The following is a 24,894-nucleotide window of genomic DNA, read 5'->3' as shown; positions in this document are numbered from 1 at the left end:
AGCGAGATGAACGACAACGACGTGCGTAGCTCGGTGAACCGCCGAGCGCTGTTGCGCTGGGGACTCGGCGCCACCGCCGTGGCCGCCACCGGCCCGTTTCTGGCCGCCTGCGGCTCCGGTGACGACGAGGCCACGGCCGACGGCGAGGTCACGCTGAAGGTGGTGGGCTTCCAGGTACCGCCCGAGGAGAAGGGCTCCGAGCTCGACAAGGCGTACCAGAAGTTCCTCGCCGATTTTCAGACCGCGAACCCCAAGATCAAGATCGATCCGATCCAGGCGCCGCCGAACTTCGACACGCAGATCATCGTCGACCTGGCCTCCGGCAGCGCCCCCGACCTGTGGTCCCAGGACGCGTCCAGCCTGGCACCGCTGATCTCCCGCAAGCTGCTGCTCGACATGCGCAAGGTCACCGAGGCCCTGCCCGCGCTGACCACCGACCGGTTCTTCCCGCAGGTGCTCGAGATCCACAAGGGCGAGGACGGTGGCATCTACGGCCTGCCCAACGACTTCACCCCGATGGTCGTCTACTACAACCCCACGCTGTTCACGAAGGCCGGCATCACGCCGCCGCAGCGCGGGTGGACGTGGGACGACCAGCTCGCCGCCGCGCAGAAGCTCACGCTCGACAAGAACGGCCGCAACCGGCTCGACCCGGCCTTCGACGAGGCCAACGTCGTGCAGTGGGGCTACCGGCTCAGCCAGTACGCGTACCAGTGGGTCTACCGCATCTGGCAGAACGGTGGCGACGTCGTCTCGCCGGACCACAAGACCGCGACCGGCTTCCTGGACGCACCGGCGGCGGTCGAGGCCATTCAGTGGTACGCGGACCTGGTGCTCAAGCACAAGGTGGCGCCGTCACCGTCCACTCTGGAGAAGATGACCAACGCGTCGGACGCCAACGCGCTCTTCCTCGACGGCAAGTTCGCGATGTACGACAGCGGCCACTGGGCCCTGGTCGGGCTGACCGGCGCCAAGGGCTACTCGGCCGACAAGGTCGGCGTGGTGCCGCAGCCCAAGCGGGCGACCGAGGCCACCGCCCTCTACGAGTCGAGCTTCGTGCTCCGGCACGACCTGCCGAAGGCGAAGTACAAGGCCGCCGCGCAGTTCATCGAGGCGGCCACGAACCGCGGCTACCAGGACACCAAGGCGATCACCGGCATCGCGATCTCGGCCAACTCGCAGGCGGCCAGCGGGTCGCTGACGAGCGCCGACGCCAAGTTCGCCGCGCTCGACAAGGTCTTCGTCGACGCGACGACCGCCGGTCGACCGCCGTACGGCTCGAAGATCGGCGTCTACCCGACGATCGAGAAGGCGCTGGACGGGATGATGGAGAAGATCCTCCGCGGTGCGCCCGTCGCCGGCACGATCGGCGAGACCATCACCGCGATCAACCGGGAACTGGCCAAGTGACCAGCGCCGTCGAGGCACGCGCCGGGTCGGACGCCCCCACGGGGCAGCGTCCGGCCCGGCGCCGCCGGCGCCGGCGCAACGAACGGGTCGGCTACCTGTTCATCCTGCCGGCCACCGCCCACCTCGTGCTGTTCGCGCTGGTGCCGATCCTGTTCAGCCTCTACCTGTCCTTCCACGAGTGGACGTCGCCGAGCTTCCTCGAGGCGCCCTTCGTGGGGCTCGACAACTACGTCTCGCTGTTCAGCGACGACCCGTTCTGGCACGCGATGTACAACACCGCGTACTACACGGTGCTGTCCGTGCCGATCGGGATGGCCGTCAGCCTGGCTCTCGCGGTCGTGGTCAACCAGAAGCTGCGCGGCGTCAACGTGTTCCGTGCCGTGTTCTTCATGCCGGTGATCACCTCGTGGGTCGCCGTCTCCGTCATCTGGATCACGCTGCTGTCCCCGGACGCCGGCCTGGTGAACTACCTGTTCCGGCTGCTGCACCTGCCCCAGCAGAACTGGCTCGACGACCCGCACACCGCCATGTTCGCGATCGTCCTGATCAACACGTGGAAGACGGCCGGGTTCAGCATGGTGATCTGGCTGGCCGGCCTGCAGGCCGTGCCGCGCGAGCTGCTGGAGGCCGCCTCGATCGACGGCGCCGGCAAGTGGCGGCAGTTCTGGAACGTGACGCTGCCGCTGCTGGCACCCACGACGATCTTCCTGGTCATCACCGGCGTGATCGGCGGCTTCCAGGTCTTCACCCCGATGTACGTGATCACCGAAGGCGGCCCGCTCGGCGCCACCGACGTCGCGGTCTACCACATCTACCAGCGGGCCTTCGAGGAGTTCTCGATGGGCTACGCGTCCGCGCAGGCCTGGGTGCTGTTCGCGGTGATCTTCGTAGTGACCCTGCTGCAGCTGTGGTTCATCCGCCGGCGCGGCGAGTCGAACCTGATCTGACGACGGAGAGCCCGATGTCCCGACGCAAGACCCTGCTCGGCGTGCTGCGCGCCCTGCCGACCTACGTGATCCTGTCGCTCGTCGGCGCCTTCATGCTGGTGCCGTTCCTGTGGATGGTCACGACGTCGCTCAAGCCGTCCGGCACGACGTTCTCGTACCCGCCCGACCTGATCCCGGACACGTTCGACTTCGGCAACTACGTCAACCTGTTCACCCTCGCGCCGTTCGGCACGTACGTCCTCAACAGCGTCGTGGTCACCACGGTGACGGTGGTCGGGCAGGTGGCGTTCTGCGCGAGTGCGGCGTACGGCTTCGCCCGCCTGAGCTTCGCCGGCTCGAAGTCCATCTTCGTGCTGTTCCTGGCCACGATGATGATCCCGTTCCAGGTCACGATGATCCCGCTGTTCCTCATCGTGTTCAAGCTGGGCTGGGTCAACACGTACCAGGGGCTGATCGTGCCCGGTATCTCCAGCGCGTTCGCCATCTTCCTGCTGCGGCAGGCGTTCCTGACGATCCCGCGCGACTACCAGGACGCGGCCCGGATCGACGGTGCCGGCGAGTTCACGGTCTTCTTCCGGATCTTCCTCCCGCTGGTGAAGCCGGCCCTGGCCACGGTCGCGGTGTTCGCCTTCATGGGCACCTGGAACGACCTGCTCTGGCCGCTGCTGATCGGCCGCGACGAGGACATGCGGACCGTCGAGCTCGGCCTGGCCTACTTCAACGTCACCTCCTCGGCGTACGAGCAGCCGAACTGGCCGTTGATGATGGCCGCCTCGGTCGTGTCCCTGCTGCCGGTCGTGCTGGTCTACCTGTGCGCGCAGCGCTATTTCGTCGCCGGCATCTCGCTGTCCGGTGTGAAGGGCTGATCCTTGTTCCCGATCGACGACTACACCCCGCACGGCTACCTCGACATCCCGACGCACACCCGCAAGCTGTCGCCGCAGGGCGTCGTGCGCTCGCACGACATCGGCTTCCAATGGCATTTCCCGGCGTACGCGCGTGCTTACGGTGGTCGCCGGGAGGTCTACCGGGCCGGCGTGCGGATCGCGGCCGACGGCGTGACCACTCCCGATTTCGCGCCCTACCACTCCAAGGACCTGGTGGAGCTGCGGGCCGGCGCGCTCGCCGTCGAGTTCCACCTGGCCGGGCCGGACGTGCTGGTCGCGCGGGTGCGCGGCCGGGTCGCGGAGCGGCTGACGATCCGGGCCGACTACGTCCGGCAGATCGGGGCCGACCTCGGCTGGGGCGAGTCGGGGCTGGTCGGCCGGCAGGACGGTGACACCGTGCTGCTCCAGGGCTTCGAGGACGGTGAGGCGTTCGCGCTGTGGGTCTCGGACCCCGGTGGGACGGTCACCATCGCCGCCGAACCCTCGGCCTCCGGGCCCGGCCCGGTCACCGTGTTGGGCTCGCGGGGCGAGCGCGTCGGCCTCGCCGCGGTGGTGGAGCTGTCGGGCGCGCGCGACCACGACCTGACCGTGCTGCTGGCCCGTGGGCACACCGCCGCCGCTGCCCGTTCGCGGTTGGCCGAAGCCCGTTCACGCCACCGCGCGGTGCGCGCCGCACTGGTCGAAGAGGACCAGCGGTTCTGGGCGACCGCGCCGGTGCTCTTCGGCGACTGGCCGGACCACTGGCGGCGCGGGCTGGTCTACGACCTCGAGACGCTGCGGATGATGGTCAAGCCGCCGGCCGGCATCTACTCCCTGCCGTGGGACGCCATGCAGGTGCAGGCGCCCCGGGTCGTGCTCGGCGAGGCGGCGATCGACGCGTTGCTACTCGGCTACGCCGACCCCGCGCTGGCCCAGCGGCTCCTGCTCGGCACCTTCGCCGACGCACCCGAGCCCAACGTGCCGTGCTCGCGCGAGGACGGCAGCTACAACATGGTCTCCGCCGACGGCAGCGTGTGCGGCACCGGTCCACAGTGGGGCTACCCGTGGCTGGTCCTCGACCACCTGTGGGACGCCAACCCCGACCGGGACTGGCTGGACCGGATCTACCCGCACCTGGCCGCCTACCTTGACTGGTGGCTGGCGCACCGCTCCGACGAGGCCGGCTGGCTGTCGCACGCGTGCAGCTGGGAGTCCGGCCAGGACCTCTCGCCGCGGTTCGGCGACCAGCCGCTCGGCGGCGGGCATCCGACCCGCCACCTGCGCCCGGTCGACCTGCACGCCTCGGTCGCGCACGCCGCCCGGACGATGGCCCGGTTCGCCCGTGTGCTGGGTCGGGACCGCGACGTGGCCGGCTGGGACGCCCTGGCCGCGCGCTACACCGAGGCCACCGCGGCGCTCTTCACCGGCACGCGGTACGCCGACGTGGACGCCGGCATGGAACGGCCGACCGAGGTCGACGACGTGATGCTGCTGGCTCCGCTGGCCCTCGGCCTCGCCGGCGACGAACAGATGTCCGCGCTGCGGGCGGCGATCCGGGCCGTCGACCCGGCCGACCTCGTGTGGCCGATGTTCGTCTGGACCGCGGTCGACGCCGCGCGGGCGACCGGCGAGCACGACACCGCCGCCCGGGTGGCCGCGGACATCGTCGACCGGGCGTACACGTTCTGGGACGCCCGGACGACCGACGACGAGCGAACCCTGCCCGGGATCGCCTGCGAGTACTGGCCGCTGTCGGGTCGCTGCGGCGGCGAGGGCTACGGCTGGGGCGCGTTCGGCGTGCACCTGCTGCTCGGTGTCCTGGTCGGAGCCCGGTTCGTCGGCGACCGCCTGCTGGTCCGCCCGAACCTGCCCGGCTCCCTCCGGGTGCCCGGGACGGCGTACTCGGTGCGGTTGAGCCATCGCGGGCGTCCGGTCACGGTGACGCTGCGCCCGGTGGGCGACGGGTGCGAGGTGGAGGTTGCCGGCCGGACCCTCTCGCTGGCCTGGGCCGAAGAAGGTAGTTGGGAGCTGGGTTCGTGAGCCTCGTAACCGGTTGGGAATGCCGGCTGGTCGGCACCGACGAGTGGCGTGCCGTGCCGGTGCCCGGATCGTGGGAGCAGGCCGGCATCCCGTTGGACCATCCCGGGCCGGTCGAGTACCGGGCCACCATCGTTGCCCCGGCCGGTGAGCGGATCCGGCTGCGGTTCGGTGCCGTCAGCTATGCGTGCGAGGTGCTGGTCGACGGCCGGTCGGCGGGTCGGCACGTGGGCATGTGGGACAGCTTCGACGTCGACATCACGGGGCTCGTGACGCCGGGCCGGCCGGCCGCGCTGCTCGTGCGGGCCGAGAAGCCGGCCAGCCTGACCGGCGGGCCGGACGCGCCTCCGGTGCCGGGCACCTATCCCGCCCGGGAGACCCTCGCCGGCTTCCTGCCGTACGTCTGGGGTCACTCCCACGGCGGCGTCTGGCAGCCGGTCGAGCTGGTGGTCTCCGGCGCGTGCGCGTTGGGCTCCGTCGATGTGGCCGGCACTGCCGAGGGCTCGCTCACGGTCGCGGCCGAGCTGCTCGCGCCGGGCTCGTTCAGCGTCGAGGTGCACGACCCGGACGGCAAGCCGGTGGCGTCGGGGCACCGGGACGGCGGCGGGCCTTTGTCGCTGACGATCCCCGATCCGCGGCCCTGGTCGCCGGACGATCCCGCGCTCTACGCGGTCACGCTGCGCACCTCCGACGACGACTCGCGCACCGTCCACACCGGACTCCGCACGTTCGGAGCCGACGGCTCGCTGCTCCGGCTCAACGGCGACCCCGTCTTCCCCCGCATGATCCTGTCGTGGGGCTGGTATCCGGACCGGCTGCACCCCGATCCCGGGCCGGATCAGGTGCGGGCCGACCTGCTGGAGCTGCGCCGGCTCGGCTTCAACGGGGTCAAGCTGTGCCTGTGGTTCCCGCCCGACTACTACTTCGCGCTCGCCGACGAGCTCGGGATGCTGCTCTGGGTCGAGCTGCCGATGTGGCTGCCACACCCGACGCCGCACTTCCGGTCGCAGCTGTTCGCCGAGGCCGAACGGCTGGTCCGGGCCGCCGCCAACCATCCGTCGGTGGTGCTGCTCACGCTCGGTTGCGAGCTGTCCGCCGCCGTCGGGGCCGACGTGCTCGGGCCGCTCTACGACCTGGTCAAGCGGCTGGCGCCCGGGACGCTGGTGCGCGACAACAGCGGCTCCGGAGAGGCGTACGGCGGGCTGCTCGACGAGTTCGCGGACTTCGACGACCACCACTTCTACTGCGAACCCGCGTACTTCCGGTCGACCCTGGACCATTTCGCGCCGCGCTGGCGTACCCCCAGGCCGTGGTTGTTCGGCGAGTTTTGCGACCTGGACACCTTCCGCGACCTGCGCCGCTTCGACGCCGACCGGCCGTGGTGGACCAGCGCCGACCCGGCGGTCAACCCGCAGGGCGCGCGCTGGCAGTACGACGTGCCCGCCCACGAGGAGACGTTGCGCGGCAACGGCTTCTGGGACCGGGGCGAGGAGCTGGAGCGCGTTTCGGCGAAGCAGGCGGTGCTGCACCGCAAGGTCACGCTGGAGGCGGTCCGGTCCCGCGCCGACACCAGCGGCTACGTGATCACGGGGGAGCGGGACACCCCGATCAGCACCGCCGGTCTGTGGGACGACCTCGGCGAGCTCAAGGTGGCGCCGGCCGAGTTCGCGCAGTTCAACGCCGACCTCGTGGTATCCCTCGACTGGGACCGCCGGCGGGCCTGGGTCGCGGGCGGCGACCGGCCGGCACCGTGGGACACCTGGTGCTACGTGGCCGGAGCGCGCGTCCGCCCGCACCTCGTGCTGGCCCACCACGGACGGCGCGGTGGCGTGGCCGAGGCGCGCTGGCGGGTCGACCTCGTCGACGGGGCGGCGGTCGGGTCCGGGCGGTTGGCGGGTTCTGCGGCGGCTGGCAGTATCACCGGCCTCGGCATCGCCGAGTTCGTGGCGCCGTCCGTCGACCGGCCGCGGCGGGCGGTGTTGCGGGTCGAGGTCGACTGCGCCGGGCAGCACACCGTCAACACCTGGTCGTTCTGGTTCCTGCCCGACAACGGCTGGTCCGGCGCCGGGCCGGTGGCGGTGGTGGACCCGGCCGGCCGCCTCGCCGACCTGTCCGCCGTCGCACCCACGGTGGTCCCGGCGGACACCCCGGACGCGGTGCTGCTGGCCACCGACTGGACCGAGCCGGTGCGCCGGCACGTCCGGGTCGGTGGCAACGCCGTGCTGCTGGTCGACGCCGCGTGCGCGAACCCGCCGCTGCCGGTCGCCGAGATGCCGTTCTGGCGCGAGGCGGTCAAGGTGATCGAGCCGCACGAGGCGTGGGGCGACTTCCCGCACGACGGCTGGACGGACCTCCAGTTCGCCGGGCTGGCGCCGGACCTGGCCCTGTCCGCGGCTTCACTGCCGCTCGGCGCCCGGCCACTGCTGCGGCGCGTCGACACCCGGACCGGCGTGCTGCACGACTACGCCGTCGAGGTGCCGCACGGAGCCGGCCGGCTGGTCGTCACCACGCTGCGCTTCGACGGCTCCCGCGGCGACCAGCCGCTGGGACTGCGCCGCAACACGGGCGCGGCCTACCTGCTCGGGCAGTGGGTGAGCGCGCTGTGACGCTGGGTCCGTCGATGCTGACCGCGGGCCGGAGCCGGTCCGTCAGTCCCGAGAACCCGACCGGCGGCAAGGGCGCGGGCGGCGGTGCGACCACGGGCACAGGTGCCGCCGCGGCCCGCGACCTCGGCCCGGGCTGGAAGATCTCGCCGAGCGTCGAGGTGCCGGCCGGCGCCACGCACGTGCTCGGCGACCTGCCCGGCCCGGGCGTGATCCGCCACCTGTGGTGCACCACGCACCCCCGGCACTGGCGCTCCCTGATCCTGCGGATCCACTGGGACGGCGCCTCGGAGCCGGCCGTGGCCGTGCCGCTCGGTGACTTCTTCTGCTCGGGGTGGGGCGAGTTCGCCCAGGTGAGCTCGGTCCCGGTAGCGGTCAACCCGCACGGCGGCTTCAACGCGTACTGGGAGATGCCCTATCGGACCGGTGCCCGGCTGACGGTCGAGAACCTCGGGACCGAGCCGGCGCTGCTCTTCTACCAGATCGACTACGAGCTCACCGACGTCCCGTCCGACGCTGCCTATCTGCATGCCCAGTGGCGGAGGAGCAACCCGTTGCCGGACCGCACGGTGCACACCATCGTGGACGGGGTGACCGGTCCGGGCCACTACGTCGGCACGTATCTGGCGTGGGGCGTCAACACCTCCGGCTGGTGGGGCGAGGGCGAGGTCAAGTTCTATCTGGACGGTGACGAGGAGCTGCCGACCATCTGCGGCACGGGCACCGAGGACTACTTCGGCGGCGCCTGGAACTTCGACGTGCCTGGGCAGGGTTACACCGCGTACAGCACGCCTTATCTGGGAATGCCACAGGTGCTCCGGCCGGACGGGCTCTACCGCAGCCAGCAGCGGTTCGGGATGTACAGGTGGCACCTCCCGGACCCGATCCGCTTCGCCTCCGACCTGCGGGTCACGGTGCAGGCACTCGGCTGGCGGTCCGGTGGCCGCTACCTTCCCTTGCGGGACGACATCGCCTCGACCGCCTGGTGGTACGCCGCGGGCCGCGACCACGGCCCGGTGCCGCCGTTCGACCCGGACGACCTCGAGGTCAGCTGACCCGCTCGAGGTGCGTGAGCGCGTCCGCGGGCTCGTCCGCCACGTGGACGAGCGTGTCCAGCGGCACCGGAAGGAAGCCCTCCGCGTCCATCCGGCGCAGTTGCCGGGTGAGGCCGTCGTAGAAGCCCGCCGTGTTGAGCAGCACCACCGGCTTGTCGTGCAGGCCGTGCTTGCGCAGCTCGAGGATCTCGGTGACCTCGTCGAGCGTGCCCAGGCCGCCGGCCAGCACCACGACCGCGTCCGAGCGGGACAGCAGGAGCGCCTTGCGCTCGGCCAGGTCCTTGGCGACCACGAGCTCGTCGGCGCCGGTGCGCGCGAAGCCACGCAGGAACTCGACCGAGATGCCGACCAACCGGCCGCCGCTCGCGTGCACGCCGTCGGCGACGACCTTCATCAGGCCGGTGTCGGAGCCGCCCCACACGAGCGTGTGGCCACCCCGGCCGATAAGCTCGCCGAGTTCGCGCGCCGGCCGGGTGTAGCGCTCGTCGAGGTCGGCGGCTGACAGGAAGACGCAGATGTTCACTGTTGGATTCAACTACGGGGCATACTGCGTGCCATGAAAGCCGTGACGTACGACACGTACGGCCCTCCTTCGGTGTTGCGCTTCGAGGACGTCGACCGGCCGGTGCCGCGGGCCGACGAGGTGCTGGTTGCGGTGCACGCGGTCTCGGTCAACGCCTCCGACTGGGAGACGTTGATCGGCCGGCCGCTCTATTCGCGGATCGGCGGCCTGCGCCGGCCCGCGGTCCCGATCCTGGGCTCCGACATCGCGGGCCACGTCGCGGCCGTCGGGCCGGCGGTCACCCGCTTCCAGGTGGGCGACGAGGTCTTCGGCGACAACCTCGAACGCAAGGGCGGTTTCGCCGAGTACGCCATCGCGCGGGAGCGGGTGCTGGCGCCCAAGCCCGCCGGCCTGTCGTTCGAGGAGGCGGCCGCCCTGCCGCAGTCCGCGGTCATCGCCTTCCAGGGCATCCGGGGGCGCGTGCGGCCGGGCCAGCGGGTGCTGGTCAACGGGGCCGGCGGCGGGACGGGCGCGTACGCGATCCAACTCGCCAAACTCGACGGCGCGGAGGTGACCGCGGTCGACAACGCCGCGAAGCTCGACTTCATGCGCGCGGTCGGCGCCGACCACGTCGTCGACTACACCACGACCGACTTCACCCGCGCCGGCTCCCGCTACGACCTGGTGCTCGACCTGGCGGGCCACCACTCGGTGCTGGACCATCGCCGCGCCCTGGCCCCGGGCGGCCGCTACCTCTGGGTCGGCGGCTCGGTCGGCACGCTCTTCCAGGTGCTGCTCGCGGGCCCACTGGTCGGCCGGCAACGGCTGCTGGTCGTCCGCAACAGCCCCAGCGACCTGCTGGAGATGGCGGCCCTCTGCCTGGCCGGCACCGTCGTCACCCACATCGACCGGCGCTTCCCGCTCGCCGAGGTGCCCGCGGCCCTCAGCCATCTCGGTGAGGGCCGCGCGCTCGGCAAGGTCGTCGTCACCGTCACCTGACGGCCGGCTCCTGCCAGCCTCGGATGCACGCCAGCGCCCGCGCGTCGTCGTCGACGCCGGTCACCGCGCGGATGGCGGGCATCGACCGCGCGGGATCGGCGAGCAGCAGCCGCGCGAGCCCGGCCGGAGTCAGGTTGCGTGACGGAGCACCGGCGACGGGGGAGAGCGAGGCGTGGATCCGCCCACCCGCGGGCCACAGCCAGACCGGCCTTCGGCCGTCACCGGCGCGGACGGCCCGGCTCGTGACGCGGGCGTTCCTGACCGGCAGCGGTGCGCTGTCCACCGTCTCCTGCTTCGGCCAGGGCAGCAGGCGGTCGAACATCTCGGCTCCCTCCACGTCCGTCGATGCGCCACGGTAGTGATCGGCGCCGGTCGCGGCATCCTAGGAACGGACAGTTCGGTAGGTCAGGAAGGTGAGGTCCGCACCGATTCGGCGGGCTTCGGCCAGGCGCAGGGAGTACGGGGTCGCACCGAAGACCCGCTCGCCGCCGCCGAGGACGAACGGGAACACCATGAGCCGCACCTCGTCGACGAGATCCTGCTCCAACAGCGTGTGTACGAGCCGGCGGCTGGCGTACACGACGAGGTCTCCGTCCATCGTGTCCTTGAGCTTCGCGACCTCCTCGGGTGCGAGGACGGTCGAGTTGGCCCAGCGTGGCTCGGCGGGGTCGGTCGACACGACGTACTTCGGCATGGTGTTGAGCCGATCCGCCCACGCACCCGGCGCGGTCTGCCCAGCGGGTCGCGAACCAGTCGTGGCTGCGCCGGCCCAACAGCAACGCCGCGGCGGCCATCGCCTCGGCCTGCTCGACCTCGGCCCACGCGGCGCGGTCGGCGTCGGTGATCCGGGTGAACCACCCGCCCCGGTCGAAGCCCTCCTCGCCGGTCGGGTCCTGTCCGACGCCGTCGAGCGTCACGTTCTCACTGACAATGATTTTTCCCATGCCGGTACTGACACCGCGCCGCCCAGGAAGGGGGCGCCCCCTTTCGCCGGCGACCGGTGTCTGTACGGGGAGAAACGCGGAAAGGTGGGAGACATGACGGTGCTGGCCCGGGCCCGGGGCGGCGACGATGCGGCGTTCCGTGAGCTGACGGAGCCGTACCGCCGAGAGCTGCTGGTGCACTGCTATCGGATGTTGGGTTCGATTCAGGACGCCGAGGACGTCCTGCAGGAGACCCTGCTGGCGGCGTGGCAGGGCCTGGCCGACTACGAGGGCCGCGCGGCGCCCCGGACCTGGCTCTACAAGATCGCCACGAACCGGTGCCTGAACGCCCGCCGGTCGGCTGCCCGCCGCCCGGCCAAGGCGTGGGACGTGCCGCAGGTCGACCCGCCCGAGCCCAGCCGCCTGGGCGAGGTCGTCTGGCTGGAGCCGTTCCCGGACGCCATGCTTCCCGAGGCGAGCGTGGAGCAGGCGGAGTCGGTGTCACTGGCCTTCGTCACGGCGTTGCAGACGCTGCCACCCCGCCAGGTCGCGGTCCTCATCCTGCGCGACGTCCTCGGCTTCCACGCGGCGGAGGTGGCGGAGATGTTGGACGCCAGCGTCGAGTCGGTCAAGAGCGCGCTGAAACGGGCCCGAGCCACCCTGCCGGCCGCGCCGTCCCCGGACCCGGCGGCCGAGGAAGCGGTGGTGACCCGCTTCGTCGCCGCCTGGCAGTCGGCCGATGTGTACGGCCTGGTCGCCCTGCTGACCGACGACGTCTTCATGTCGATGCCACCGATCCCGTTCGAGTACGTGGGCCGCGACGCGGTGGCGAGCTTCAGCAGGGCCATCTTCGGCGCGGGCCGCCGCTTCGACCTGGTCCCGACGCGCGCCAACGGCCAGCCGGCCTTCGGCGCCTACCTACGCGGCCCCGAAGGCGTGAGCCACGGCGTGGGGTTGTACGTCCTCACCCTGGCCGGCGACCGGATCAGCGCCCTGACCCGCTTCGAGAACGGCGTCTTACCCCGCTTCGGCCTACCGCGCTCGATCTAGGCCGGGGCGCGGTCGGCGGGGAAGCCGCCGGTGGCGATCGGGCCCCAGGAGTCGATGGTGACGCGGAGCAGGGACTTGCCCTGGCGGCGCATGGCTTCCCGGTATTCCGACCAGTCCGGGTGTTCGCCCGCGATGCAGCGGAAGTATTCGACCAGCGCGTCCTCGGTCTCCGTCGACGGCATGTCGAGGACCTCGGCCGTGCCGTCGACCTGGACGTACGGGTCGTTCCAGTCGTCGGAGTGCACGAGGACGCTGGCGGCCGGGTTGCGGCGCAGGTTGACCGCTTTCGCGCGGTCCGGGTAGGTGGAGATCACGATCCGGCCCGCCTCGTCGACGCCGCCGGAGACCGGAGAGAGTTGCGGGCGGCCGTCGCGGCGGAAGGTGACCAGGGTGAGCCGGTGCCGGGTGCGGACGAACTCGATCAGTTCGGCCCGTCCGACCCGGTCGGCGGTTGCGATCTTAGGCACGTCGAAAGGCTAGCGCTCGCTGTCCAAGAGGTGCAGCTGCTGGTCCATGTAGCGGCCCCCGGAGGCGGCACCGGCGGGGATGGCGGCCTCGATCCGGGCGAGCACCTCGGGGGAGAGGGTCAGCTCGGCCGCGCCCAGCGACTCCTCGAGCCGGTCCCGGCGGCGGGCGCCGACCAGCGGCACGATGTCCTCGCCCTGGGCCGCGACCCAGGCGATGGCGACCTGGCTGGTGGTGGCGCCGAGCTCCGTGGCGACCCGGCCCAGCTCCTCGACGAGGCGGAGGTTGGCGGCCAGGTTCTCGCCGTTGAAGCGGGGCAGAGCGGCCCGGAAGTCCCGGGCGCCGACCTCGCGGTTGACCGACCAGTGGCCGCTGAGCAGACCGCGGGAGAGCACCCCGTACGCCGTCAGCCCGATCCCCAGCTCCCGCAGCGTCGGCAGGATCGCGTCCTCCGGGCCGCGCGACAGCAGGGAGTACTCGATCTGCACGTCGCTGATCGTCGCGACCGCGGCGGCCCGCCGGATGTTCTCCTCGCCCACTTCGGACAGTCCGATGTGGCGGATGTAGCCGGCCTCCTGCATGTCCTTCAGCGCACCCACGGTCTCCTCGATCGGGATGCTCGGGTTGAGCCGCGACGGCCGGTAGATGTCGATGTAGTCGGTGTCCAGCCGGCGCAGCGACTGGGCGAGCCGGTCGCGGACCGCCGACGCCGACACGTCGTACGGGACCGGCTGGAACGTGCCGTCCGGGTTCTTGCGGCTGCCGAACTTCACGCTGATCACGACGTCCTCGCGGCGCCGGCCGCGCAGGGCCCGGGAGACCAGGAGCTCGTTGTGGCCCGAGCCGTAGAAGTCGGCGGTGTCGATCAGGTTCATGCCGGCGTCGAGGGCGGCGTGCACGGTGGCGATGCTCTCGTCCTCGTCCGCCGGGCCGTACATGTCAGACATGCCCATGGCGCCGAGGCCGAGGGCGCCCACGACCGGTCCGGTCGTGCCGAGCTTGCGGGTGCCGATTGTCGTCATGCCCTGAACGTTAGCACCGCTCACACCAGAACGTTATCGGTGCTAACATGTGGCGATGACAACACCACGGCAACGGATCCTCGACGCGACAACCCAGCTGCTGGCCAGCGGCGGTCGCGAGGCCGTGTCGACCCGATCGGTCAGCGCGGCGGCCGGCGTCCAGGCGCAGACGATCTACCGCCAGTTCGGCGACATGGCCGGCCTGATCGACGCGGTGGCCTACGACGCGTGGACCCGCTACCTGACCCTCAAACAGGCCGAGGAACACCGCGCCGACGCGGTCGAGGACCTGGTCGCCGGGTGGAACCTGCACGTCCAGTTCGCCCTGGACAACCCGGCGCTCTATAAGCTGATCCACGGTGACCCGCGCCCCGGCCAGCCCTCGGCGGTCAGCGGCAAGGGCCACGAGCTGCTCAGCGGCATCCTGCGCCGGGTCGCCGCCGCGGGGCGGCTGCGGGTCCCGGTCGAGTCCGCCGCCCCGATGGTGTACGCGGCCAGCGTCGGCGCCGCCCTCGCGCTGATCGCCGCACAGGGCGACGGCACCCTCGCCGCCCACGCCGGCCTCTCCGCGAACCTCCGCGACGCCGTGCTGGCCACCGTGCTGACCGGCCACGCGCCGGAAGGGGCGCACGAGCGCGCGCTGGCCCTCAAGGCCGCCCTGCCGGGCGTCGCCGACCGGTTCAGCCCCGCCGAGCAGGTGCTCCTCGGCGAGTGGCTGGACCGCATCGCCCGCTGACCCGGCCCGGGTCCTACGCTGGGGATCATGGCACCGATCTCCATTCCGACGCGCACGCTCAACGACGGCCGGGAGATGCCCTGGCTCGGCCTCGGCACCTATCCCGCGAAGGGCCGCGCCGGGACCGACGCGTTCCTGCGCGCGATCGAGGCCGGCTACCGGCTGATCGACACGGCCTACAACTACGGCAACGAGGACGCGGTCGGCGCCGCCATCCGGGAGAGCGGGCTGCCCCGCGAGGAGTTCTTCGTCACCAGCAAGCTGGCCGGTCGCCACCAGGGCAAGCCGTACGTCCGGGAGGGCTTCTCCGCGTCGCTGGAGCGGCTCGGCCTCGACTACGTCGACCTCTACCTGATCCACTGGCCGCTGCCGAAGGTCGGTCGCTACGTCGAGTCGTACGTCGAGATGGTGGCGCTCCAGCAGGAGGGCCTGATCCGCTCGGTCGGCGTGTCGAACTTCCTCGACGAGCACATCACGGCCGTGGTCGCGGAGACCGGCGTCGTGCCGGCCGTCGACCAGCTCCAGGTCTCGCCGACGCACGCGCAGGCCGAGGTCGTCAACGGTGTGACCCGGCACGGCACGGTCGTGCAGGCGTGGAGCCCGCTGGAGCGCAACAGCGGCATCCTGGAGCACCCGACCGTCGTCGGCATCGCCGAGCGGCTGGCCGTCCAGCCGTCGCAGGTGGTGCTGCGCTGGCTGGTCGACCGCGACATCACGTCCGTGCCGGCGTCGACGAACCCGGAGCGGCAGCGGCTCAACGCCGACATCTTCGGCTTCGAGCTCGAGCCCGCCGACGTCGCGGCCGTCACGGCCATCGACGTCGGCAAGCCCGTCAAGCAGGACCCGCGTACCTGGGAAGAGTTTTAGGCCCTGTTTCAGGGCTGAGGCCGGGCTGCGGCGGGCCCAGGCGCCGCCTGGCCGCACGGCGCCTTCACCCGGATACAACACCGGTATCCGGGCAAAGCCGCCGCACACCCAGACGACCCCTGAACTCCGCCTCGCCTCGACCCCAGCCCTGAAACAGGGCCTAAGCGAAACGCTGGACGAACGCGAGGGCCGTCTCGGCGACCTCGCGCCACCCGGAGTCGATGGTCAGGGCGTGCCCGCGGCCCTTCATCTCCACGAACTCGGTCACCGCACCGGTGTTGCGCGCCTGCCGCTCGTAGGAGGCGTGCGCCACCGCGTGCGGGACCGTGTGGTCCTTCTCGCCGGACATCACCAGCATCGGCCCCCGCGCCGGGTTCTCGGTGTCGACCGTGACCTCGGTCCACGGGTTGAGGTTGGCGAACGCCGCCTGGAACAACGGCTCGCCCGGCGCCGGCACGGCGTACTCCGCGTACAGCTCGCGAGCCTCGTCCTCGCTCACGGCGTTCGCGAACGCGTAGCGGAACTGCTCGTACGTCAACGGCACCGCGCGGTGGCGGTTGGCCGGGTTGCCGAGCACCGGCGAAGCGGAGCGAAGGGCCGAGAACGGCAGCGGGAGTACGCCCCGGAACGGTGCCGGGTCGATCGCCACCGACGCGGCCGACAGCCCGCGGCCGGCGCTGATCTGGGTGATCAGGCCGCCGAACGAGTGGCCGACGATGGCCGGCTGCTGGTCGAGCTTGCCGATCAGGTCACAGAAGTGGTCGGCCACCTGCCCGACGCTCTTGCCGGCGAGCACCTCCGGGTGGGCGTTGGCCTCGGCGACCGTGTCCGGGTCGTCGGGCCAGCCGGGCGACACCGGCGCGTAGCCCGCCTCGGCGAACAAGGCGGACCACCGGTCCCAACTGCTGGGTAGCAACCACAGGCCGTGTACGAACACGACGGGCCGGCGCCCGCTGGCGTTCGCGTCGGCGATCTGCTGGAGATCAGAGGCTTGGGACATGGTGGTCCTCCTGTGTCGGTCGCGGCGGCCGGAGAGCACGGCCACCGCAACGAGTCTGCGCGCGATGACCGACGGAAAACAGGCCGAATGTCAGGGGCACGGCAGGGTCGTGGTCCACAGCACCGCGCCGTCGAGGTCGCGGAGGTTCACCGTGAGTTCTTTGCTGCGGCGGTCGATCCGCACCTCACCGAAGTGCTGGAAGCCGTCCAGCGGCGAGGTGTTGGCCACCGGCGGCGCGTGCACGAACACGGCCGTCGGGCCGAACGTGCCGTCCAGGGCGTTGGGGCCGAAGGCGCCGGCGTTGGCCGGCCCGGAGACGAACTCCCAGAACGGCGTGAAGTCGCCGACGGCGGCCCGCGCCGGGTCGTAGTGGTGCGCGGCCGTGTAGTGCACGTCCGCGGTGACGAACACGATGCCGGTCACCCCGTGCCGGTGCGCGTCCCGCAGGATGCCGGCGAACTCCGTCTCCCGGCCGAGCGGCGCACCGTCGTCGCCCTGTGCCACGCCCTCCTGCGCGGCCGGGCCGTCCGGCACGACCAGGCCGATCGGCAGGTCGTTGGCGATGACCTTCCAGGTCGCGGTCGAGCGGCGCAGTCCGTCGGTCAGCCAACGCCGTTGCGTCTCGCCGAGCAGGCCGCAGCGCGGGTCCGCGTACACGTTGCCGTCGTTGGGGTCCTTGTAGGTGCGCATGTCCAGGACGAAGACGTCCAACAACGGCCCGTACGACACCTTCTTGTAAACGGGTCCGGGTGCGATCGGCGTCCATTCGTAGAACGCCTGCCGGCTGCGGGCGGCCAGCACGTCGACGCGCTTCTCGGTGTAGCGGGCGTCGTCGAGGATCTCGCCCGGGTACCAGTTGTTGGTGACCTCGTGGTCGTCCCACTGGTTGAGCTGCGGCACCTCGGCGAAGAACCGGCGCACGTTGGCGTCGAGCAGGTTGTAGGCGAACTGGCCCCGGTACTCGGCCAGCGTCTCCGCGACCTTGCTCTTCTCCGGTGTGACCACGTTGCGCCACGCCCGACCGTCGGGCAGCGTGACGGACTCGGCCAGCGGTCCGTCCGCGTATACGGTGTCGCCGCTGCACAGGTAGAAGTCCGGGCGTACGCGCCGCATCGCCTCGAAGATCCGCATGCCGCCGAGGTCGGGGTTGATGCCCCAACCCTGGCCGGCGATGTCACCGGTCCACACGAACGAGAGGTCGTCGCGGGTGCCGGGCACGCTCAGGGAGCCGGTCAGCGGCGCGCTCTCCGCACGGTGCTCACCGACGACCCGCACCCGGTAGTACGCCCTCCGGCCGGCCCGCAGGCCGCGCAGCCGGGTGCGGCCGGTGAAGTCGGTGCCGGGACCGAGCACCGGGCCGAGCACGGTGTGCGCGCGTCGCAGGTCCGGGCGGTCGCTGACCTCGACCAGCATCCGGCCGACGCGGTCCGACCGGGTCCAGACGCTGACGGCACCGTCGTACGCGTCACCGGCCTGCACGCCGTGGGTCAGCACGGGACGGTCGCGGCGGATCCCGGGTGTGCGAGCGGCCGCGGGCGGACCACCGAGGGCGGCCGTCGTGCCGAGCGCCGCGGCGGCACCCAACAGTCCTCGACGGCTCCAGTTCTGTGCTGCCACGGGCGTGCTCCCTCCGATGGGGACTGCGGTGTCGCAGACACACCTACCGGGGCCGGACGACGGGCGGATGGCCGGCCGGTGAAGCCATCGTGGAATAACGCATCCGCAAGTCTGGATTAGATGACTGTTAATTCCGCGTCGGTCGGTGCGTCGCCCGGTTAGCGTGAGCGCGTCCCCCCGGATGCCCACCGGAGGCCTGCCGTGTCCCAGCCCAGCCAGCGTTCCGTGCTGCTTCGCCGGACGCTCCGCGCGGTGCCCATCGCGATCGTCGTGGTCGCCGTGACCGTCCTGTTCTTCGCCCCGTCGGCGGAGGGGCGGGTCCACCCCGCCTCCGTGCCGCCGTCGGAGTGGCCGATGGTGTCGCTCGTGAGCCTGGTCGTGCTCGCGCTGGTCGTGCCGACCGGCGTCGTGGTCCTCCTCGTGCGCCGCCGCTACTAGTCAGCGCCTCCGCAGGGCCTTGTCGAGCAGGGCCGGCGGGGTGTCGAACTTCTCGTGCGGGGCCAGGTCGACGCCCGGTGCGACGACCGTGTCGATCGCGTCGAGCACGTCCGGGGAGAGCACCGTGTCGGCCGCGGCGAGATGGTCGCGTAGGTGCTCCGGCGTACGGGGGCCGATGATCGCGCTCGTCACCGCCGGGTGTGCGGTGACGAAGCCGAGCGCGAGCTGGACCATCGTCAGGCCGGCCTCGGCGGCGATGCCGGCCAGGCGCTCGACCGCGTCGAGCCGGGCCTGGTTGGCGGGGCGGCCCAGGTCGAAGCGGTCCGGCAGCATGGTCGAACGGCTCGTGCTGATGCTCTGCCCCGCGCGGATCGCGCCCGACAGCCAGCCCGAGGCCAGCGGGCTCCAGACCAGCACGCCGAGGCCGTACTCCTGGGTCACGGGGAGCACGTGGCTCTCGACCGCGCGCTGCAGGATCGAGTAGCCGGGCTGTTCGCTGACATAGCGCCCCAGGTGGTGTTCGCGGGCCGCCCATTGCGCCTGCACGATGCGGTACGCGGGGAAGGTCGACGAGCCGAAATAGCGGATCTTTCCGGCGGTACGCAGGTCGGTCAGCGCGGACAGGGTCTCCTCGTCGCTGGTTCGTGGGTCCCAGCGGTGCATCTGGAACAGGTCGACATGGTCGACACCGAGCCGGCGCAGGCTGTCGTCCAGCGCCGTGACCAGCCAGCGGCGGGAACTGCCCTGGTGGTTGCGTTCGTCGCCGATCGGCATCGTGGCCTTCGTGGCCAGCACGAGGTCGTCGCGGCGGCCGGCGATGGCCTTGCCGACCATCTTCTCCGAGACGCCGGCGCCGTACATGTCGGCGGTGTCGATGATGTTGATCCCGGCTTCGAGGGCCGCGTCGACGATGGCGGTGGCCTCGTCCTGGGTGGTGCGGCCGATCGGGCCGAAGTTCATGGCGCCGAGGGCGAGGGTGCTGACCTGGACGCCGGTCCGGCCGAGGGTGCGGTACCGCATGTGGATCTTCCTTCGGGGTGTGGCACGATAGCAAGCGGAACGTTGCTCCGATTAAAGATACGGAGCGCTGTTCCGTTTAGCAAGGGAGGGTGTCGGTGACGGCGGCGAAACGGGCGGACGCCCGGCGCAACCAGGCGACGCTGCTCGACGCCGCCGCGGCGGTCTTCGTCGAGTCGGGCGTCGACGCGCCGGTACGCGAGATCGCGACCAGGGCCGGCGTCGGGATGGGCACCATCTACCGGCACTTCCCGACCCGGGCGGACCTCGTCGTGGCGGTCTACCGGCACCAGGTCGACGCCTGCACCGAAGCCGGCCGTTCGCTGCTGGCCGGGCCGACCGACCCGTACGCGGCGCTCGGGCAGTGGATCGACCTGTTTGTCGATTTTCTGGTCACCAAGCACGGGCTCGCGGACCTCATGCGGTCCGACAACGCCGGTTTCGAGACGTTGCACACCTATTTCCTGGACCGGCTCGTGCCGGTGTGCACGGACCTGCTGGCCGCCGCGGCCGCCGCGGGCGCGATTCGAGCCGACGTGGCGGCCTACGAGCTCCTGCGCGGCGTCGGCAACCTCTGCATCGGCGCCGGTCAGGACCCGGGGTATGACGCACGTCGCCTGGTCGCGCTCCTCATCGCGGGACTGCGTCACAACCCCGTCGCATGATCTTGGGTTTTGTGATGATGTTGCCGGTGTGATCGTGACCCGACGGCGGTTGGTCGGCGGCGCCGTCGCCGCGGCCGTGACCGGAGTGTTCAGCACCGCCGGCGCCGGCTACTACTTCTCCGGTGAGTTGCTCGGCGTCGACCGGACCCGTGACCTGGCGGTGCGGGTGCTCGCCGTCGAGGGCGACGAGGTCACCCTCAGCCGAGACCTGGACACCGCGAAGCCGATCGAGATCGGGTTGATGTGGCCCGAGGGCGCGGCCCGGCTCACGACGTCGGTGCGGGTGGTCGGCGACACCGTGGTGCGCCAGGTAGCCGAGCGCGAGGTGGGTTCGTTGCGGCCCGGCCTGGCGGTCCATGTCGACTACAACGTGTTCAGCACCGACCCCAAGGCCGCGTTCGGGCTCGACTTCGCGACCGTGCCCGTACCCGGTGAGCTCGGCGAACTGCCCGCGTGGCTGGTCCCGCCGCCGGGCGCTTCGCGGGCGGGCACCTGGGCGATCGCCATGCACGGCCGGGGAGCGAGCCGGCACGAGGCGCTGCGGGTGCTGCCGACCGTCGCCGGCGCGGGGCTGACCACGCTGGTGCTCGGCTACCGCAACGACCCGGACGCGCCGGCGAGCCCGGACGGCTACTACCACCTCGGCGACACCGAGTGGCGCGACCTGGCGGCCGGGATCCGCTACGCACGGGAGAACGGCGCGACCGGCGTGGTGCTGTTCGGCTGGTCGATGGGTGGCGGCGCGGCCCTGACCGCCCTTCGCCGGGTGCCTCTCGCGGAGGCGGCGCTGATCCGCGGGGTGGTCCTGGACAGCCCGGTGCTGTCCTGGGACGCGGTGATCGACTTCCAGGCCGCCCTGCGCCACCTGCCAGCCCCGATCACCTGGTCGGCGAAGCGGTTCACGGAGTGGCGGGGAGGGCTCTCGCTGGCCCGCCTCGACCAGGACCCGGGCGACCTGACCGTGCCCGCGCTGCTCTTCGTCGACGAGTCGGACCAACTCGTCCGCACGGACCGGGCACACGCGTACGCGTCGGCCCGCCCAGACCTGGTCACCCTGATCTCGACCCGCGACGGCGGCCACGTCGCATCCTGGAACGTCGACCCGCAGGGGTACGCGGCCGCAGTGACCGCCTTCCTGAACCGGGTCGCCTAGCGCCCGTCGCCTGAATCCAGGCGGCCCTACACGCTGGCTCCGCCGTCTGGTGTGGCCTTCGCGATCGGGTTTGCTGTCTGGCGCGGACCTGGGCGGGCGGCCGGGTCTGCGGTCTGGTGTGGCCTTCGCGATCGGGTTTGCTGTCTGGCGCGGACCTGGGCGGGCGGCCGGGTCTGCGGTCTGGCGTGGCCTCCGCGGCCGGGTCCGCTGTCCGGTGCGGCTCTCCGGGTCGTCCGCGTTGTCCGGACTGCGGCGCTAGGTCGCGGTCAGGGTCCTGAGCTCGTCGAACGACTCCCGCACCAGGTCCGGCAGGCTCCGCTGGCCTGTTTCGCGGATCCAGCGTTCGAAGGCGACCCGGAAGACCGCGATGCCGCTCTGGGCGGCGAGGCTTGCCGCCGGCTCGGGGATGCCGCGGTCGCGTAGGGCCTCGGTGACCGCGGTGGCGAGCGTCGCGAGCTTGACCACCTCGCGCTCCTGGAGCGACGGGTTCGCGTCGATGACGGCCTGCCGTGCCCGCGCCAGCTCGCGGCGCTCTTCCAGCACCGCCCCGGCCGCCGCCAGGGCCGCGCCGACCACGTCGACCGGCGGCGCGCCGTCGGGGGCCTCGGCCACCGCCTTGACCAGGACCTCCCGCAGCAGGCTCGACCCCGCGAACAGCACCTCGCGCTTGTCGCTGTAGTGCCGGAAGAAGGTCCGCTCGGTCAGCCCGGCGCGCGCGGCGATCTCGGCCACGGTGACCTGCTCGTAGCCGCGCTCGCCGTAGAGCGCGAGCGCCGCCTCCTCCAGCCGCCCGCGGGCGTTCGGCTCCCATCGACCCATGCCCCTGATCATAGGTGATAGCAGCCACTGACATCACCGTGCTAGCGTCGATGTCAGTCACTGACATGGAGGTATCCCTCATGCGGGTTTTCGTCACCGGTGCGTCCGGCTGGATCGGCTCCGCCGTGGTTCCCGAGCTCATCGCCGCAGGTCACCAGGTCACCGGGCTGGCCCGATCGGACGGCTCGGCCGCCGCCCTCACCGCCGCCGGCGCGGACGTGCTCCGCGGCGACCTGGACGACCTCGAGGTGCTGGGCGCCGCGGCGGCCGGCTCCGACGCCGTGATCCACCTGGCCTTCAAGCACGACATCGCCTTCACAGGCGACTTCGCGGGTGCGGCCGAGGCCGACCGCCGCGCGGTCGAGACCTTCGGCGCCGCCCTCGCGGGCTCCGACCGGCCGTTCGTGATCGCGTCCGGCCTGCTCGGGCTCACCCCCGGCCGCCTGGCGACCGAGCGCGACAGCCACCAGGCGACCGAGCCGGGCGGCGGCCCCCAGGGCCGGCACGCCACCGCGGACCTGACCGTCGCGCTCGCCGAGCGCGGCGTGCGCTCCACCGTCCTCCGCCTGCCACCGACCGTCCACGGCGACGGCGACAACGGCTTCATGGCGGGCATCGTCGGCATCGCGCGGGCGACGGGCGTCTCGGGCTACCTCGGCGACGGCGCCAACCGCTGGCCCGCCGTCCACCGCCTCGACGCCGCGCGGCTCTTCCGGCTGGCGCTGGAGCACGCACCGGCGGGCTCGGTGCTGCACGCCGTCGCGGACGAGGGCGTGCCGATCCGGGCCGTCGCCGACGTGATCGGCCGGCAGCTCGACCTGCCCGTCGCGCCGGCGACACCGGCACACTTCGGGTGGCTCGGGCAGGTCATCGGGCTGGACAGCCCGGCGTCCAGCTCACTGACCCGCGACCTGCTCGACTGGAGGCCGATGCAACCCGGCCTGCTCGACGACCTGGAGAAGGGTCACTACTTCCAGGCCGGCTGATCCGGTAGGTCCAGCGCCGCGAGCCGGGCCGGGTCGCTGATCGCCCTGATCTCGGTGATCCGCCCGTCGACCACGGTGAAGGCGAGCAGCGTGAGCGGGGTGCCGTCGGCGCGCCAGGCCAGGAACCCGGGCCGGCCGTCGACGAGCACCCCGCGCCCGCGCGCGCCCTGGCCGCCGCCGAACCGCGCGCCGGCCGCGACCTCGGTCGCCCCGATGGTCACGGTCAATCCGTCCGCGGTTTCGGCGGTCAGCCGCACCTCGGGGTCGAGCACCCGGAGCAACGCGGCGAAGTCGCCGCCGCGGGCCGCGGCCAGGAACGCCCGGACCACCTCGCGTTGCGCACGCACGGATCCCCCCGGTCGCCCGGTCCCGGGTGCGGATCCGGGCGGCCGCTCGGTCCCGGGCGCGGATCCGTCCGGCCGCTCGGTCCCGGGTGCGGATCCGGGCGGTCGCTCGGTCCCGGGCGCGGACCCCGTCGTCCGCTCGGTCCCGCGCACTTTCCGGCGGGCGCGGCTCGCCAGCATCTTCGTCGCGTCGGCGGACCGGCCGAGGATCTGGCCGATCTCCTCGAACGGCACCGCGAACAGGTCGTGCAGCACGAACGCCAGCCGCTCGCTCGGCCGCAGCGACTCGAGGACGACCAGCAGCGCCGCCCCGACCGAGTCGGCCACCTCCGCGTCGTCCGCCGGCGACGGGCCGTCGTCGACCGTCACCACGAGCTCGTCGTACGAGGCCGACGGGCGGCGGGACCGCAGCACGTCCAGGCTGATCCGGCCCACGACCGTCGTCAGCCAGCCGCCGAGGTTGCCGATGGTCGCCGGGTCCTGCAGGGAGAGCCGCAGCCACGCCTCCTGGACAACGTCCTCGGCGTCGGCGTGCGAGCCGAGCATGCGATAGGCGACCGCGTGCAGCCGACCCCGCTGGGCTTCGAACGCCTCGTCGATCATCGCTGTTACCTTCCTCGCGCTCGCTCCGTCATGGGTGATGACGGATCCCGGACCGCACAGGTAACCGATGAAGGAGCAAGCCAAGATGTCAGCACGTCTGCAGAACCGGAACAACCCCGACGTCGTCAGCGCGATCCAGCAGCTCGTCAAGGCTATCCAGGCCGGTGGCGCAGACCCGCTCGTGCTCGAGCTGGTCCACCTGCGGGCCAGTCAGATCAACGGCTGCAGCCCCTGCGTGTACGCCGGTGTCGCGTCGGCGAAGCGCCACGGCGAGACCGACGAGCGCCTGCACAACGTGGTCGCGTGGCGCGAGACGGCACTGTTCACCGAGGCGGAGCGGGCGGCGCTCGCGCTGGCCGAGGCCGCGACGCGGCTCCAGGACGGCGCACCGGGCGTGACCGACGAGGTCTGGGAAGCGGCGGCCGCCCACTTCGACGAGGCGCAGCTGTCGGCGATCGTCACGGAGATCGCGCTGACCAACTTCTTCAACCGGATCAACCGGACGCTCCAGGAGCAGGCCGGCAAGACCTGGTGAGGGGGCCTAGGTGGAGCGCCAGACGTCTTCGTCGGGGAGGATGTCGGGCCGGATCGGGCGGGGTTCGGTCTCCTGCAGCTCGACCAGCTCGTCGGGGCGCACCCGGGGCGGCAGCTCGCCGAACCGGGCGTGCCGCAGGAAGGCGGCCTCCTCGTCGGTGAACACCACGCGGTCGTCGTCCTCCATACGCACATGATGCATCCGCCGGGCCACCCGTGGGAGGCCCGGCGGAAGA

The 24,894-nt window shown here is 71.9% G+C and carries 26 protein-coding genes; 15 read left to right on the top strand and 11 right to left on the bottom strand.

Annotated features, from left to right (window positions below):
• The first annotated feature begins 6 nt into the window (after positions 1 to 6).
• From CHC05_RS03040 to CHC05_RS03015, 6 genes are read left to right on the top strand one after another with little or no spacing between them, the layout of a single operon-like run.
• Positions 7 to 1,410 (top strand): ABC transporter substrate-binding protein, encoded by a 1,404-nt coding sequence (locus CHC05_RS03040; RefSeq protein WP_089244357.1) that lies wholly within the window; start codon positions 7 to 9, stop codon positions 1,408 to 1,410.
• Positions 1,407 to 2,357, top strand: a complete 951-nt coding sequence (locus tag CHC05_RS03035) for a carbohydrate ABC transporter permease (protein WP_089244355.1) — start codon at positions 1,407 to 1,409, stop codon at positions 2,355 to 2,357. The genes CHC05_RS03040 and CHC05_RS03035 overlap by 4 nt, the downstream gene beginning before the upstream one ends.
• 14 nt (positions 2,358 to 2,371) lie before the next feature.
• Entirely contained in the window at positions 2,372 to 3,223 is an 852-nt protein-coding gene (locus tag CHC05_RS03030) for a carbohydrate ABC transporter permease (RefSeq protein WP_089244353.1), read from the top strand.
• A 3-nt stretch (positions 3,224 to 3,226) separates the two neighbouring features.
• Positions 3,227 to 5,263 carry an MGH1-like glycoside hydrolase domain-containing protein gene (locus CHC05_RS03025; protein ID WP_089244351.1) on the top strand — a complete coding sequence of 679 codons (2,037 nt, stop codon included), beginning with the start codon at positions 3,227 to 3,229 and terminating at the stop codon, positions 5,261 to 5,263.
• A complete protein-coding gene (locus CHC05_RS03020) occupies positions 5,260 to 7,866 on the top strand; it encodes a glycoside hydrolase family 2 protein (RefSeq protein ID WP_218824407.1) in 2,607 nt (868 codons plus the stop codon). The genes CHC05_RS03025 and CHC05_RS03020 overlap by 4 nt, the downstream gene beginning before the upstream one ends.
• Entirely contained in the window at positions 7,863 to 8,918 is a 1,056-nt protein-coding gene (locus tag CHC05_RS03015; protein WP_245870630.1) for a glycoside hydrolase family 172 protein, read from the top strand. The genes CHC05_RS03020 and CHC05_RS03015 overlap by 4 nt, the downstream gene beginning before the upstream one ends.
• Here CHC05_RS03015 and CHC05_RS03010 read toward each other — a convergent pair.
• A complete protein-coding gene (locus CHC05_RS03010; protein WP_089244347.1) occupies positions 8,911 to 9,441 on the bottom strand; it encodes an LOG family protein in 531 nt (176 codons plus the stop codon). The two genes, CHC05_RS03015 and CHC05_RS03010, sit on opposite strands and share 8 nt — an antisense overlap.
• A 33-nt stretch (positions 9,442 to 9,474) precedes the next feature.
• On the opposite strand from CHC05_RS03010, the gene CHC05_RS03005 reads away from it, so the two are divergent.
• Positions 9,475 to 10,419 (top strand): NAD(P)-dependent alcohol dehydrogenase, encoded by a 945-nt coding sequence (locus CHC05_RS03005; protein WP_089244345.1) that lies wholly within the window; start codon positions 9,475 to 9,477, stop codon positions 10,417 to 10,419.
• Here the strand turns inward: CHC05_RS03005 and CHC05_RS03000 are convergent.
• Entirely contained in the window at positions 10,412 to 10,741 is a 330-nt protein-coding gene (locus tag CHC05_RS03000; protein ID WP_144022455.1) for a hypothetical protein, read from the bottom strand. The two genes, CHC05_RS03005 and CHC05_RS03000, sit on opposite strands and share 8 nt — an antisense overlap.
• 60 nt (positions 10,742 to 10,801) lie before the next feature.
• Positions 10,802 to 11,113 (bottom strand): dihydrofolate reductase family protein, encoded by a 312-nt coding sequence (locus tag CHC05_RS41985; RefSeq protein WP_218824406.1) that lies wholly within the window; start codon positions 11,111 to 11,113, stop codon positions 10,802 to 10,804.
• A gap of 343 nt (positions 11,114 to 11,456) precedes the next feature.
• Between CHC05_RS41985 and CHC05_RS02990 the strand changes: the two genes are divergently transcribed.
• Complete coding sequence (locus CHC05_RS02990) at positions 11,457 to 12,392, top strand: RNA polymerase subunit sigma-70 (RefSeq protein ID WP_089244341.1); 936 nt, start codon at positions 11,457 to 11,459, stop codon at positions 12,390 to 12,392.
• On the opposite strand, the gene CHC05_RS02985 is transcribed toward CHC05_RS02990, so the two are convergent.
• Positions 12,389 to 12,859, bottom strand: a complete 471-nt coding sequence (locus CHC05_RS02985; RefSeq protein WP_089244339.1) for a PPOX class F420-dependent oxidoreductase — start codon at positions 12,857 to 12,859, stop codon at positions 12,389 to 12,391. The genes CHC05_RS02990 and CHC05_RS02985 overlap by 4 nt on opposite strands.
• A 9-nt stretch (positions 12,860 to 12,868) precedes the next feature.
• Complete coding sequence (locus tag CHC05_RS02980) at positions 12,869 to 13,879, bottom strand: aldo/keto reductase (protein WP_089244337.1); 1,011 nt, start codon at positions 13,877 to 13,879, stop codon at positions 12,869 to 12,871.
• A 55-nt stretch (positions 13,880 to 13,934) separates the two neighbouring features.
• Here CHC05_RS02980 and CHC05_RS02975 point away from each other — a divergent pair, with 55 nt between their 5' ends.
• Entirely contained in the window at positions 13,935 to 14,615 is a 681-nt protein-coding gene (locus CHC05_RS02975) for a TetR/AcrR family transcriptional regulator (RefSeq protein WP_089244335.1), read from the top strand.
• Between the two features lie 27 nt (positions 14,616 to 14,642).
• Entirely contained in the window at positions 14,643 to 15,482 is an 840-nt protein-coding gene (locus tag CHC05_RS02970) for an aldo/keto reductase (RefSeq protein ID WP_089244333.1), read from the top strand.
• A 160-nt stretch (positions 15,483 to 15,642) separates the two neighbouring features.
• On the opposite strand, the gene CHC05_RS02965 is transcribed toward CHC05_RS02970, so the two are convergent.
• Positions 15,643 to 16,482 (bottom strand): alpha/beta hydrolase, encoded by an 840-nt coding sequence (locus CHC05_RS02965; RefSeq protein WP_089244331.1) that lies wholly within the window; start codon positions 16,480 to 16,482, stop codon positions 15,643 to 15,645.
• Positions 16,483 to 16,572: 90 nt separating this feature from the next.
• On the bottom strand, positions 16,573 to 18,099 hold the full coding sequence (locus tag CHC05_RS02960; RefSeq protein WP_089244329.1) for an alkaline phosphatase D family protein: 1,527 nt from the start codon (positions 18,097 to 18,099) through the stop codon (positions 16,573 to 16,575).
• Positions 18,100 to 18,300: 201 nt separating this feature from the next.
• On the opposite strand from CHC05_RS02960, the gene CHC05_RS02955 reads away from it, so the two are divergent.
• Entirely contained in the window at positions 18,301 to 18,537 is a 237-nt protein-coding gene (locus CHC05_RS02955; protein WP_144022454.1) for a hypothetical protein, read from the top strand.
• Here CHC05_RS02955 and CHC05_RS02950 read toward each other — a convergent pair whose 3' ends face one another.
• Positions 18,538 to 19,557 (bottom strand): aldo/keto reductase, encoded by a 1,020-nt coding sequence (locus CHC05_RS02950; RefSeq protein WP_089244325.1) that lies wholly within the window; start codon positions 19,555 to 19,557, stop codon positions 18,538 to 18,540.
• Positions 19,558 to 19,652: 95 nt separating this feature from the next.
• On the opposite strand from CHC05_RS02950, the gene CHC05_RS02945 reads away from it, so the two are divergent.
• Together CHC05_RS02945 and CHC05_RS02940 are read left to right on the top strand one after the other, a co-directional pair.
• On the top strand, positions 19,653 to 20,219 hold the full coding sequence (locus CHC05_RS02945) for a TetR/AcrR family transcriptional regulator (RefSeq protein WP_245870629.1): 567 nt from the start codon (positions 19,653 to 19,655) through the stop codon (positions 20,217 to 20,219).
• 28 nt (positions 20,220 to 20,247) lie between these two features.
• Positions 20,248 to 21,372 (top strand): alpha/beta hydrolase, encoded by a 1,125-nt coding sequence (locus CHC05_RS02940; RefSeq protein WP_089244321.1) that lies wholly within the window; start codon positions 20,248 to 20,250, stop codon positions 21,370 to 21,372.
• A 255-nt stretch (positions 21,373 to 21,627) separates the two neighbouring features.
• Here CHC05_RS02940 and CHC05_RS02935 read toward each other — a convergent pair whose 3' ends face one another.
• Positions 21,628 to 22,191 (bottom strand): TetR/AcrR family transcriptional regulator, encoded by a 564-nt coding sequence (locus tag CHC05_RS02935; protein ID WP_089244319.1) that lies wholly within the window; start codon positions 22,189 to 22,191, stop codon positions 21,628 to 21,630.
• An 80-nt stretch (positions 22,192 to 22,271) separates the two neighbouring features.
• Between CHC05_RS02935 and CHC05_RS02930 the strand changes: the two genes are divergently transcribed.
• Positions 22,272 to 23,177, top strand: a complete 906-nt coding sequence (locus CHC05_RS02930) for an SDR family oxidoreductase (RefSeq protein WP_089244317.1) — start codon at positions 22,272 to 22,274, stop codon at positions 23,175 to 23,177.
• Here the strand turns inward: CHC05_RS02930 and CHC05_RS41980 are convergent.
• Positions 23,159 to 24,124: a sigma-70 family RNA polymerase sigma factor gene (locus CHC05_RS41980; RefSeq protein WP_218824405.1), complete on the bottom strand. Its 966-nt coding sequence runs from the start codon at positions 24,122 to 24,124 to the stop codon at positions 23,159 to 23,161. The two genes, CHC05_RS02930 and CHC05_RS41980, sit on opposite strands and share 19 nt — an antisense overlap.
• A gap of 85 nt (positions 24,125 to 24,209) precedes the next feature.
• Here CHC05_RS41980 and CHC05_RS02920 point away from each other — a divergent pair, with 85 nt between their 5' ends.
• Positions 24,210 to 24,659, top strand: coding sequence for a carboxymuconolactone decarboxylase family protein (locus tag CHC05_RS02920; protein WP_089244725.1), 450 nt, complete (start codon positions 24,210 to 24,212; stop codon positions 24,657 to 24,659).
• Between the two features lie 6 nt (positions 24,660 to 24,665).
• Here CHC05_RS02920 and CHC05_RS02915 read toward each other — a convergent pair whose 3' ends face one another.
• Positions 24,666 to 24,845, bottom strand: a complete 180-nt coding sequence (locus tag CHC05_RS02915) for a hypothetical protein (RefSeq protein WP_089244315.1) — start codon at positions 24,843 to 24,845, stop codon at positions 24,666 to 24,668.
• Between the last annotated feature and the right edge of the window lie 49 nt (positions 24,846 to 24,894).

The organism is Asanoa hainanensis (genome assembly GCF_900188485.1).
Taxonomy (GTDB): Bacteria; Actinomycetota; Actinomycetes; order Mycobacteriales; family Micromonosporaceae; genus Asanoa; species Asanoa hainanensis.
Note: the sequence above shows the minus strand (reverse complement) of the source record. Positions and strands in the feature narration are given on the sequence as shown.